This is a genomic window from Sphingomonas faeni, from assembly GCF_024273235.1.
GTDB lineage: Bacteria > Pseudomonadota > Alphaproteobacteria > Sphingomonadales > Sphingomonadaceae > Sphingomonas > Sphingomonas faeni_A.
Window position 1 is genome coordinate 72,900 of record NZ_JANBVH010000021.1, and the last position, 12,377, is coordinate 85,276.

Below are 12,377 nucleotides of genomic sequence, written 5' to 3' on the forward strand. Positions count from 1 at the left end.
CGGGCGTTGCTGGGGTTACTTGCGCGTCCAGACCTTCTCGCCGCCGATCCACGTCTCCTGCACGACGGTGGCGCGCAGGTCGGTCGGCGACGCCATCGTCGGATCGCGGTCGACGATGATGAAGTCCGCACGCTGGCCCGGCGCGAGCGCGCCGAACTGCTTATCGGCAAAACCGGCATAGGCCGCCGCCCCCGTCATCGCCCACCACGCCTGTTCGCGCGTGATCAGTTCCTGCGGCTGCCAGCCACCCTGCGGCTGGCCATCGGCATCCTGACGCGTGAACGCCGCCGCCCAGGTCGCGAACGGATCGGGTTTCTCGACCGGGAAGTCGGTCCCGAACGCAAGCTTTGCCCCATTGGTCAGCATCGATTTCCACGCATAGGCGCCCGCCAGCCGGTTCGGCCCGAGCCGTGCCTCGGCCATCGTCCGGTCGCTGGTTTCGTGTGTCGGCTGCATCGAGGCGATCGTGCCGAACTTGCCGAACCGCGGCAGGTCGGTCGGGTCGACCACCTGCGCATGCTCGATCCGCCAGCGACGGTCGCCGGTATAGGTCTCGCTCTCGACCTGGATCGCGTCGAGCACCATCTGGTTGGCCCTGTCGCCGATCGCGTGGACCGCGACCTGATAGCCGTCCATCGCCGCCCGGCTCATCTGGTTCTGGAGCTGGTCGTCGGTCACGAAGCCGAGCCCCGACTGGCCGGGTGCGTCGGCATACGGCTTCAACAGCCACGCCCCGCGCGAGCCGAGCGCACCGTCGGCATACAGCTTCACGCCACCCATCCGCAGACGGTCGTTGTACAGCCACGGCGTCGGCCCCTTGCCGCCGATCCGGCTCGCGGTCTCGACGCCCAGCGCATAGCTCATGATGCGGACGCGGAGCCCGCCGATGTCCGCCATCCGGCGATAGGTCAGCCAGTCGTCGAGCGTCGTACCCATGTCGGCGACCGCGGTGACGCCGTAGCGCAGCAGGATGCTCTGCGCGGTCAGGAAGGCGGCGTCGCGCTCCTTGGGGAGCGGCTGCGGCACGACCTTCTCGATCAACGCCTGCGCGCCATCGACGAACACGCCCGCAGGCGCGCCACCGGTCTTCTCGATCCGACCGCCGGGAGGCGAGGCGGTCGCGCCGGTGACGCCGGCCTCGCGCATCGCCTCGCGGTTCGCCCATCCGGCATGCCCATCGGCGCGCGACAGCCAGATCGGGTGCCCGCCCGAGACGGAATCGAGATCGGCGGCGGTCGGGAAGCGACCGAGCCCCCAGGCCTCCTGGTTCCAGCCGCGCCCCATCACCCATTTCCGATCGGGATTGGCGGCGATATAGGCGGCGATCCGCGACTTGGCCTCCTCGAGCGACTTGGTCATCGACAGGTCGAGCGACAGCGCGCCGAAACCCATCTCGATCACATGGCCGTGCGCGTCGACAAAGCCCGGCAGCACGGTCTTGCCGCCCATGTCGATCCGCCAGTCGTAGAGCGGCTTGCCTGCGTTCTTCTTCAATTCCTTGCGGCTGAGCTTGGGCGCTTCCTCGCCGGGAGGCACGAGCCGCGTGACCTTGCCATCCTTGTCGATCAGGATCGCCTTGAAGTGGATCACGCGACCGCCATCGGCGACGGTGATGCCGTTGACGTTGTCGACGATCCCGTCCGCCAGCGCGGGAGTCGGGAGGAGCAGCGCCGAAAACGCCAATACTGCTCCCCTCCCTGGAAGGGAGGGGTTGGGGGTGGGTCGGCCGGTTGGGGCAGCGTGACGCTTGGACAACGGGCCAACCCACCCCCGGCCCCTCCCTTCCAGGAAGGGGCGCAGTGCTGCGGTGTCGCGCTTAATCACTTCGGCAATCTCCGTACCAGCGCGCTCGTATCCTGCCGAGCGCCACCCATAGCCTGCACATCCGCGTAGAACTGATCGACCAGCGCCGCGACCGGCAGCACCGCGCCGTTGCGCCGCGCTTCGTCAAGCGCCAGCCCCAGGTCCTTGCGCATCCAGTCCACCGCGAAGCCGAAGTCGAACTCGTCCTTCGCCATCGTCGGCCAGCGATTGACCATCTGCCAGCTCTGCGCCGCGCCGCCCGAGATCGCCTCGAACACCTTGTCGAGATCGAGCCCGGAGTTTTGCGCGAACCGCAGCGACTCGGCGACGCCCTGGATCACCCCGGCGATCGCGATCTGGTTGCACATCTTGGTGGTCTGGCCCGCGCCCGCATCGCCGACATGGACGATCCGTGCCGCATAGGCCTGCATGAAGGGCTCGGCCTTCGCCATCGCCTCGGTCGAGCCGCCGCACATGATCGAGAGCTTGCCGTTCTCCGCGCCAGCCTGCCCGCCCGACACCGGCGCATCGACCACCAGCGCCCGCTCGCCCGCCAGTCGTCGCGCGATCGAGGCCGACACGGTGGTGTGATCGACGAACACCGCGTCGTCGCGCATCGCCGCGAACGCACCGTCCTCACCTAACGTGACCAAGGCCAGATCGTCGTCATTGCCGACGCAGGCGAATACCGCATCGGCATTCTTCGCTGCGGCGGCGGGCGTGTCCGCCACCGAGCCGCCATATTTATCGGCCCATGCCAACGCCTTGGCCTGAGTCCGATTGTAGACGGTGACGTCATGCCCTGCCGCGACGAGATGCCCCGCCATCGGCGCGCCCATGACGCCGGTTCCGATGAATGCCAGTTTTGCCATAGCCCCCGCGCATAAGCGGTGTTTCCCACGCGCGCCAGATGGTCTAGCGGGTCGGGCATGGCTACCCAAGCTGCCGTAGCGGCACCCACCCTTCCCGTCTCGATCGACGACGTCCGCGTCGCGCACGACCGGATCCGCGACTCGATCGTCCGTACGCCGACGCTGATCAGCAAGACGCTGAGCAAGATGACCGGCGCGACGGTGTATCTGAAGTTCGAGAACCTCCAGTTCACTGCGGCGTACAAGGAGCGCGGCGCGCTCAACACGCTGTTGCAGCTGTCGGCCGAAGCGCGCGCCAAGGGCGTCATCGCCGCCTCGGCGGGCAATCACGCGCAGGGCCTCGCCTATCACGCCAACCGCCTGGGCATCCCGACGACGATCGTGATGCCGACCAACACGCCGACCGTGAAAGTCATGCAGACCGAAGGGCACGGCGCCAACGTCGTCCTCCACGGCGAGACGTTCGACGCGGCCTATGCGCATGCGCGCATCCTGGAGGGCGAGTGCGGCTTCACCTTTGTCCACCCGTTCGACGACCCGCGCGTCATCGCCGGCCAAGGCACCGTCGCGATCGAGATGCTGGAGGACGTCCCGCAACTCGATACGCTGGTCATCCCGATCGGCGGCGGCGGGCTGATTTCGGGCATGTCGACGGTCGCGCGGGCTTTGAGCGAAGCGCCCGGTGGTCATCCGATCGAGGTCGTCGGCGTGCAGGCCGAGCTGTTCCCGTCGATGTACAACCGCATCAACGGCACCGACATGGCGTGTGCCGGCGATACGCTGGCCGAGGGCATCGCGGTCAAGGAGCCGGGCGCGATCACCGCGAAGATCGTCGCCGAGCTGGTCGATGACATCGTGCTGGTCAGCGAGCGCAGCCTCGAGGAATCGGTCAGCCTGCTGCTCCAGATCGAGAAGACGGTGGTCGAGGGCGCCGGTGCGGCCGGGCTCGCGGCGCTATTGTCGCATCCCGAGCGGTTCGCGGGGAAGACCGTCGGCATCGTGCTGTGCGGCGGCAACATCGATACGCGGCTGCTCGCCAACGTGCTGTTGCGCGATCTGGCGCGGTCGGGGCGTCTCGCGCGGTTGCGGATCCGGTTGCAGGACAAGCCCGGTGCGCTGTTCCATGTCGCGCGGATCTTCGATCAGGAGCGCGTCAACATCATCGAGATCTATCACCAGCGCGTCTTCACAACGTTGCCGGCGAAGGGGCTCATCACCGACATCGAATGCGAACTTCGCGACCGCGCGCATCTCGACCGGCTGGTGGGAGCCTTGCGCGCCGGCGGGTACGAGACGTCGACCGTCGAACTCGCCTGATCCTCGGGGGTAGTTGTCGCCGCGATTATTGCGGTAGCGCCGTAATTTACGGCGTTAACGCTCCATCGTGGTAAACTCGCTTTTCAGTAGCGTGTGATACGACCATATGTCGAAAACGCGGGTCCCCGCGCCTGCCTGAAGGACATTTGGTTCGGTGACTGCGCCCTTTCGTTTTCCGCGCTTCTTCGTCACGAGCCCGTCCCCGTGCCCGTATCTGCCGGGCCGGCAGGAGCGCAAGGTGTTCACCGAACTGACCGGGCCGCATGCCGGCGAACTGAACGACGCGCTCGGGCGGATCGGCTTTCGTCGCAGCCAGGGCGTGGCGTATCGCCCGTCCTGCGCGGGCTGCACCGCCTGCGTGTCGGTCCGGATCGTCGCGGGCGAGTTCGTGCCCAACGCGACGCAGCGCAAGTTGCTGCGACGGCACGGCGATATCGAGATCACGGCGTGCAAGGCCTGGGCGACCGACGAGCAGTTCCAGTTGCTCCGCCGCTATCTCGGCACGCGCCATCCGGGCGGCGGCATGGCAGGCATGGACGAGGACGACTATGCCGACATGATCGAGCATTCGCCGGTCAATTCGCTGATCGTCGAATATCGCGAGCCTTCGGTTGATGGCGTGCAGGGAAAGCTGATCGGCGCGTGCCTGACCGACCGGCAGGCGGACGGGCTGTCGATGGTCTACAGCTTCTTCGCCGCCGACGATGCGAACCGGCCGGGGCTCGGCACCTTCATCATCCTCGACCACATCCTCCGCGCGCGCGATGCGGGGCTGCCATACGTGTATCTGGGGTATTGGGTTAAGGGCTCGCCGCGGATGGAATACAAGACGCGGTACCGGCCGCTGGAGGTGCTGGGGCCGGCGGGCTGGCGGCGGCTGACGGATGCTGATCTGGTGATGCAGTCGGAAGGGGTAGCCGCGCTGGTTTGAAGCAGTTTGCTCGCCCGAGTATTGATCCGTTGCGCTCTACTTCTTGTTCTCCCGCGAAGGCGGGAGCCCAGTCTGGTTCCCCGCCTTCGCGGGGAAACAATGTTTTAAGTCGCGCGCACGATCCCAAACGCTACCGACCCTGACTGGAATCAGTCCTCGCGCTGCACGACCACGTCGACGTCGAGCTCCTCGCCACCCTCACCCAATCGCGACCCCGCAACCGGCGCCGCCCCCGCCGCATCGAGCGCCATCGCAACGCGAACGTAATGCTCTTCCGGCGACATCCCCGTGCACGGATCGAACCCGACCCAGCCAAGCCCGTCGACATGCGCCTCCGCCCAGCCATGCGGGGTCGGGAAATGCACCACCTCGAAATCAGTGTGATGATAGCCCGACACATAGCGCGCCGGCGCCCCCAGCGACCGCGCGGCCACCGCGAACATCTGCGCCATGTCGCGCGGCGTCGCGCTGTCCTTGCGGAACGCGGCACCCGCGGTGAGCCCCGGCTCTGGCCGACCGGCGTCGAACACGAACTGCTGGTGCAACGCCCGGTTGAGCCGGTGCAGCGCGCCGATCCGGTCTCGCGCGCCGACCACGGCATCGGCAGCGAACTCGGCGATCGCCGCATCATGCGCCGTCGCCTCGGTCGCGCGGAGGAACAACGCGGGCGGCAACGTCTCGTGCACCCCCCGCAACACGCCGTCCGAATGGCTGGTCAGGACCTCGCCCTTGACGGTGATCTCGATCCCGTCGACCGGCCCCTCGGCGTAGAGCATCGTCACCGCATTGCCGAAGCCGTCGCGTCCCGGCCGCAGCCGCGCGTCGCAATCGACGTCGATCCGCCACGACGCCACGGTCTGGTCATGCGTGTTCTCAGGCGTCAGCCGGAGCATCTGGACGAGCCGGCCCTGCGGCTGGGTGAAGCGGTAGATCGTGTGATGATCGATCGACAGCCGCATTATTGGAACTTGAACTGGCGGCCGATCGCGCCGTGGAGCAGCGCATTCTCGGCGATGAAGGCCTGCAGAAACTGGTGCAGTCCCGAGGCGATGACCTCGCCCGATCGCGTCTTGGCCATGCGTGATGCGCGCATCCGTGCCATCCTGTCCGCCTCCCCGTGATTGCCCGTGCGTTTCGCCAGCAGGTTGAGCACGTCGACCGTCTCCTCGACCGACGCCGCCAGGCTGCGCGGGAGTTCCGCACGCGCAAGGAGCAGGTCGATCACGTCGGCCGGGCGCAACCCGTCATTGTAGAGCCAGCGATAGGCGGTCACCGCGGACACCGTCTGGAGGATCGTCGTCCACTGATCGCGATCGATCGCCCCGCCGAGCCGTTCGCCCTCGGGCAGCAGGATATGATATTTGACGTCGAGCAGCCGGGCGGTGTTGTCCGCGCGCTCCACAGCCTGGCCGAGCCGGATGAACCACGTCGTCTGGTTGCGGAGCATCCGGTGCACCGCGCCCTCGAACCCGCGTGTCTCGGTCTTCACCGCCTCGACCAGGTTCATCTGGTCGGTCGTGCTGCGCGGAATCGTCCGGTTCTCGAACAGCAGCCACGCGCGGTTGATCGCGGTCCATGCCTCGCGGGTCAGCGCAGTGCGGACCGCCTTCGCATTGTTGCGCGCCATGTCGACGCAGCGGACGATCGAGCCGGGATGACTCGAATCGAGCGTTAGGAAGCGCACGACTTCGGTCTGGCTGAGATTGCCGCCCAGTGTCGCGAACGGCTCCTCTGTTTCGGTGACGGCAAGCGCCGAGGCCCACGCCGCCTCGCCGGCAGGCTGAGACGACAGGACGTCGAGGCGCACTGTGGCCTCGACCAGCCTTGCGATGAAGTCGGCACGCTCGAAATAGCGGCCGAGCCAGTAGAGCGACGATGCGGTACGCGAGAGCATCAGGTGTCCGCTCCCGCCGATGGCAGCATCGTGCCGAGCGTCTGCGACATGCCGCCCATCGTCTGCGTCATCCCGCCCGCTCCCATACGTTGCGACTGATCCTTCATGAGGACGAAACTGTCCTTGGTCCCGCCGCCCTGGCTGGAATTGACCACCAGCGAGCCCTCCTTCAGCGCGACGCGGGTGAGGCCGCCGGGGACGACCTGCACGCCCTTCGATCCGCTCAGCACGAACGGGCGGAAATCGACATGGCGCGGGCTGAGGCCACCATCGGCCATCGTCGGGACGGTCGAGAGCGCCAAAGTCGGCTGCGCGATGTAGCGATGCGGCTCGGCAATCAGCGCGGCGCGGAAATCCTCGATCTCCTGCTTCGACGCGGTCGGCCCGACCAGCATGCCGTAACCGCCCGAGCCATCCACCAGCTTCACGACGACGTCCTCAAGGTTGTCGAGCACGTACTTCAGCGCCTGCGGTTCGCGGCAGCGCCACGTCTCGACGTTGCGCAGCTTGCACTCGCCGCCCGAGTAGAATTTCACGATGTCGGGCATGTAGCTGTAGATCGCCTTGTCGTCGGCGATGCCGTTGCCGGGCGCGTTCATGATCGCGACGTTGCCGGCCGCATAGGCCGCGATCAGTCCGGGGACGCCGAGCGCCGAGTCCGGACGGAACACGAGCGGATCGAGATAATCGTCGTCGATCCGGCGATAGATCACGTCGACCTTCACCCGCCCCGCGATCGTCCGCATCCACACGATATCGTCGTCGACCACCAGATCGGCCGCCTCGACGAGTTCGATCCCCATCGAGTCGGCGAGGAAGCTGTGCTCGTAATAGGCCGAGTTGTAATGGCCTGGGGTCAGAAGCACGCACGTTGGGTTCGAGCCCGTGCCGTGCGGCGCGACCGACTTCATCGTCTCGAGCAGCAAATCGGGATAGCTATCGACCGCAGCGACGCGGAACTCGCGGAACAGTTCGGGGCAGAGCCGCAACATCGCCTCGCGGTTTTCGAGCATGTAGCTGACGCCCGACGGCGTGCGTGCATTGTCCTCGAGTACGAAGAAGTCGTCGGGACCGGTGCGGACCAGATCGATCCCGCAGATATGCGCCCAGACGCCATGCGGCGGCCGAATGCCCGCGATCTCGGGGCGGAACTGCGCGTTGCCGAGCACGAGGTCCTCGGGGAGGATGCCCTCCTTCAGGATGCGACGCTCACCATAGATGTCGTTGAGGAACGCGTTGATCGCCTCGACGCGCTGGACGAGACCTTCCGAGAGGCGGGTCCATTCGTCGTGGAGGAATACGCGGGGCACGATGTCGAACGGGATGATCCGCTCGGCCGCTTCGTTCTCGCCGTACACCGCGAAGGTGATCCCGAGCTGGCGGAATGTCGTCTCGGCTGCTTCCTGCCGGCGCCGCAGCTCGGCGTCGGGCGTCTCCTCGATCCAATGCCCGAGAGCCGCGAGTTCGGGACGAGCGGTCGTATCGCCCGGCGTCCCCATGATTTCGTCGAACGCCTGTTTCCCCATCGGAACGGTCAATTCCCCATCAAGCGTTACGGTTCCATGCTGCAACGCTTCGCTGCGCTGCACAAGTCAAGAATATGACTGACTGACCTGCGGTCTCTGATCCTCCCCCGCCAGGGGGAGGTGGCTGGCGCTTGCCAGTCGGAGGGGGAGGACACGCAACGGCGTTTATCGCCCCCTCCCCCTCCGTCGCCTTCGGCGCCACCTCCCCCTCGCGGGGGAGGATTGGCAATCAGCCTAAGCGCCAAGGCCCTCGAGCAAGCCTGGCGTCAGGACCTGCGGGAGGACGGTGGGTTCGGCGGCACCCGGTGCATAGTAAAGGTACAACGGCACGCCGGCGCGGTTGTGGGACTGGATGAAGCGGCCCATCACCGGGTCGCCATCGGTCCAGTCGCCGATCAGCGCGGCCACCTTATGCTTGGCGAAGGCATCGCGAACGCCGGTCGTGTCGATCGCGGCCTTCTCGTTCACCTTGCACGTCAGGCACCAGTCGGCGGTGAAATACACGAACACCGGGCGCTTCTCGGCACGCAGCGCGGCGAGTCTGGCTTCGGTGAAAGCTTCATCGCCCGCGGTCGCGATCTTCGCCGACGCCGGCGGCGCGCGCGCGATCAGCACCGCGCTGCCGACGAACACCACGGCCAGCGCGACCTGTACCGCGACGCCGAACGACTTGCCCTTGCGCTGGCGGGTGCCACCGACCCAGAGCACTGCGCCGACCGCCAGCACCGCAACCAGCGCGAGCGTCAGCGTATCCACCCCGGTCTGGCGCCCGAGCACCCAGCCGAGCGCGATGGCGGTGAGGAACATCGGCACCGACAGGATATGGCGAAACGTCTCCATCCACACGCCGGGCTTCGGCAACCACCGCCGCCACGCGGGCACGAACCCGATCGCGAGAAACGGCAGCGAAAGGCCGATCCCGAGCCCGCCGAACACCGCAAGTGCCGCCGGCCACGGCAGCACCAGCGCCGCGCCGAGCGCCGCGCCCATGAACGGCCCGGTGCACGGCGTCGCGATAAACGCCGCCAGCGCACCGGTCGCGAACGCCCCGCTCGCACCGCTCTCACCGGCAAAACGCGGCGTCGGGACCTCGAACAGCCCAGCGAGATTGAACGCGATCGCCGCGCTCAACAGCAGCAGGACGACGATCGCCGCGGGATGCTGCAACTGGAACGCCCAGCCGACTGCCGATCCGCCTGCGCGGAGCGCCAGGATCGCCGCACCGAGCCCGAGGCAGACCAGCACGACGCCAGCGGTGTAGGCCAAGGCCTCGCCACGCGCGTCCTTCTCGCTGGCGCCGCCGCGCGCGAGGCTGAGCGCCTTGAGGCTGAGAATCGGGAACACGCACGGCATGATGTTGAGGATCAGCCCGCCGAGCACCGCGCCGGCGAAGGCAATCAGCGCGGTCAGCCAGAGGCTTTCGCTGCTCGCCGCGCCCGAACCGGTATCCGCGACGGCACCGGGCGTCGCCTTGACGCCCAGCCCCTGCCCGTCGCCGATCCGCAGCACACCTTTGATCGGCCCGCCGGTCTTAGCGTTGGCGGCGACCTTCGTCTCGATCGTCAGCCGGTCACCGTCGCGCGTCACTGTCTGCGCGGCGCCGTTCTCGATCACGCCGGTCGTGACCGGGAAGAAATACGCCTTGTCGACCTTCGCGCTCGCCGGGAACGGCACCGCGATCCGCATCGTGCCATTGGCCGTCGCATAGGTCGCGCCCGCGTCGAGCGGTTTTGGAATCGCCTGCCGCCAGCCTGCAAACGCTGTCGCTTGAGACGGCGTGCCGTCGCCGATCGTCAGGTCGAGCGACAACGCCTGCTCCTCCGGCACGCAGATCGTCGCCGAGCAGACGAGATAGCTCGTCTTCAGGCGGATCGGGAATTTCGTCCCCGCCGCCAGCCCCGCCGGAACCTGGATCGTCACCAGCGGCGCGTACGGCGCTTCGTAGACATAGTTCATCAGGCCCGCGATCAGCAGCGTCGTCGGCACCGGCCATTCGGGCTCGCCGGCCTTCGCGCCCGTCGGCAGCGTCCAGTCGAACGTCGCCGGGAAACCCGCGTCGCCGGGATTACGCCAATAGCCGTGCCAACCCTGTTCGGGCGTCGTTGCGAGCGCGATCGTCAGCGGTACGCCGGCCTTGGGGCGATCGCTCTCCGCGACCAGCCGCATCGAGAGATGCTGGCTCGAGCCGTTGAGCGATTCCGCGAGCGCCGGCGTCGTGGCCAGCCCGCAAACGGCCAGCAGAACCGTCATCACGGCGCAACGAAAACTGCGCATGGCCATCCTTGTGTCGTTCATCGCGCAAAGCCATAGCGGTGACGATCTCGTATTGCACTTCAAAGCGACGACCGCGCTCGATGGTCGTCGCTGGCTAAAGGACTGTTCGTGAAAGCACTTATCGCCGCGCTCCTGCTGACCTCGGCCGCTTCGGTCTCCGCCCAGACCGCCGCCCCGCCTCCCGCGGCGACCCCGACGACCCCGCCGAAGCTGATCGTCGCAATCTCGGTCGACCAGTTCGCCGCCGACCTGTTCCAGCAATATCGCAACCATTACACCGGTGGCTTCACCCGGCTGCTGAACGGCGCGGTGTTCCCAAGCGGCTATCAGAGCCACGCCGCAACCGAGACGTGCCCCGGCCATTCGACGATCCTGACGGGGATGCGGCCCGCGCATACCGGGATCATCGCCAACAACTGGGTCGACCAGCGCGCCGGGCGCCCCGACAAGATCGTCTATTGCTCGGAGGACGAGCGCGTCACCGGCAGCACGCACGACAGCTATACCGTGTCCGACATGCACCTGAAGGTGCCGACGCTCGGCGAGATGATGAAGGCGCGCGATCCGCGCACCCGCTCGGTGTCGGTCGCGGGGAAGGATCGCGCGGCGGTGATGATGGGCGGCCACAAGGTCGACGAGCTCTGGTGGTGGGACGGCAAGACGTACGTCTCCTATGCGGGCCGCGCGGTGCCGCCGGCGGTGCAGCGGACGCGCGACGCGGTCGCCGCGCTGATCGCCAAGCCGCAGGCGGCGCTGCCGCTGCCGGGCTATTGCGCGGGCGTGAACCATCCGATCGTGATCGCGGGCAAGACCTATGGGCAGGGGCGCTTCGAGCGCGAGGCGGGCGACGCCAAGGGGTTCCGGGTTTCGCCCGCGTCCGATGCGGCGGTGTTCGCGATGGCGGCGGCGCTGGTGCAGGACATGAAGCTCGGCAAGGGGCCGCAGACCGACATCATCGATATCGGCGCGTCGGCGACCGATTATATCGGGCATACCTACGGCACGCAGGGCTCGGAGATGTGCATCCAGATGGCTGAGCTCGACAAGACGCTGGGCGATTTCTTCAACGTGATGGACGAGACCGGGGTCGACTACGAAGTCGTACTGACCGCGGATCACGGCGCGCACGACGCGACCGAGCGCCAGCAGCAGCGGGCGATGCCGATGGAAGCGCACATGGACGAGAACGTGCTCGCCAAGCAGGTCGGCACCGCGATCGCCAAGGACCTGGGCCTGCCGGGCAGCGTACTGCTCGGCACCGAGGGCGACGTGTATATCGACGATACGCTGCCGGAGAAGACGCGCGCGAAGGTTCTGGCGGAAGCGCTGCGCCGCTATCGCGCGCTGCCGCAGGTCGCGGGCGCCTACTCCGCCGCCGAGATCATGGCGACGCCGATGGCGAAGACCCCGCCCGAGACCTGGACGCTGATCGAGCGCGCCCGCGCGTCGTTCTATCCGGAGCGGTCGGGGCAGATGGTGGTGCTGCTCAAGCCGCGCGTGACGACGATCGTGTCGCCGGCGGGGGGCTATGTGGAGACGCATGGCTCGCCGTGGGATTACGATCGCCGCGTGCCGATCCTCTTCTGGCGCAAGGGGATGAGCGGGTTCGAGCAGCCGCTGTCGGTGGAGACGGTAGATATCGTACCGACTCTGGCGGCGACGATCGGGTTGCCGGTTAGCGGGCTGGACGGGCGATGCCTGGACCTCGATCCGGGGGCGGCAAGCACTTGTCCGAATTGAGGCAGGTCTTGGTCGCCTAG

The 12,377-nt window shown here is 67.3% G+C and carries 9 protein-coding genes; 3 read left to right on the forward strand and 6 right to left on the reverse strand.

The genetic code is table 11. From position 1 onward, the window contains the following. Positions 1-15: 15 nt before the first annotated feature. The gene (locus tag NLI89_RS12875; protein ID WP_254687375.1) at positions 16-1,683 is read right to left on the reverse strand and encodes an amidohydrolase; all 1,668 of its coding nucleotides are present in this window, start codon (positions 1,681-1,683) and stop codon (positions 16-18) included. A 137-nt stretch (positions 1,684-1,820) separates the two neighbouring features. Beyond that, positions 1,821-2,675, reverse strand: coding sequence for an NAD(P)-dependent oxidoreductase (locus NLI89_RS12880; protein WP_254687376.1), 855 nt, complete (start codon positions 2,673-2,675; stop codon positions 1,821-1,823). Positions 2,676-2,732: 57 nt separating this feature from the next. Here NLI89_RS12880 and NLI89_RS12885 point away from each other — a divergent pair, with 57 nt between their 5' ends. Together NLI89_RS12885 and NLI89_RS12890 are read left to right on the forward strand one after the other, a co-directional pair. Next, on the forward strand, positions 2,733-3,992 hold the full coding sequence (locus tag NLI89_RS12885) for a threonine ammonia-lyase (RefSeq protein WP_187502354.1): 1,260 nt from the start codon (positions 2,733-2,735) through the stop codon (positions 3,990-3,992). A gap of 154 nt (positions 3,993-4,146) precedes the next feature. After that, entirely contained in the window at positions 4,147-4,923 is a 777-nt protein-coding gene (locus tag NLI89_RS12890; protein ID WP_254687377.1) for an arginyltransferase, read from the forward strand. 149 nt (positions 4,924-5,072) lie between these two features. On the opposite strand, the gene NLI89_RS12895 is transcribed toward NLI89_RS12890, so the two are convergent. The 4 genes from NLI89_RS12895 to NLI89_RS12910 all read right to left on the reverse strand — a co-directional run bounded on the left by NLI89_RS12895 (position 5,073) and on the right by NLI89_RS12910 (position 10,617). Next, entirely contained in the window at positions 5,073-5,882 is an 810-nt protein-coding gene (locus NLI89_RS12895) for a transglutaminase family protein (RefSeq protein ID WP_254687378.1), read from the reverse strand. Next, entirely contained in the window at positions 5,882-6,817 is a 936-nt protein-coding gene (locus tag NLI89_RS12900) for an alpha-E domain-containing protein (RefSeq protein WP_254687379.1), read from the reverse strand. The genes NLI89_RS12895 and NLI89_RS12900 overlap by 1 nt, the downstream gene beginning before the upstream one ends. Continuing rightward, complete coding sequence (locus NLI89_RS12905; RefSeq protein WP_254687387.1) at positions 6,817-8,343, reverse strand: circularly permuted type 2 ATP-grasp protein; 1,527 nt, start codon at positions 8,341-8,343, stop codon at positions 6,817-6,819. Before NLI89_RS12905 ends, NLI89_RS12900 begins: the two co-directional genes overlap by 1 nt. Positions 8,344-8,577: 234 nt before the next feature. Next, positions 8,578-10,617: a protein-disulfide reductase DsbD family protein gene (locus NLI89_RS12910; protein ID WP_254687380.1), complete on the reverse strand. Its 2,040-nt coding sequence runs from the start codon at positions 10,615-10,617 to the stop codon at positions 8,578-8,580. A 108-nt stretch (positions 10,618-10,725) separates the two neighbouring features. On the opposite strand from NLI89_RS12910, the gene NLI89_RS12915 reads away from it, so the two are divergent. Then, on the forward strand, positions 10,726-12,357 hold the full coding sequence (locus NLI89_RS12915; protein ID WP_254687381.1) for an alkaline phosphatase family protein: 1,632 nt from the start codon (positions 10,726-10,728) through the stop codon (positions 12,355-12,357). The last annotated feature ends 20 nt before the right edge of the window (positions 12,358-12,377 follow it).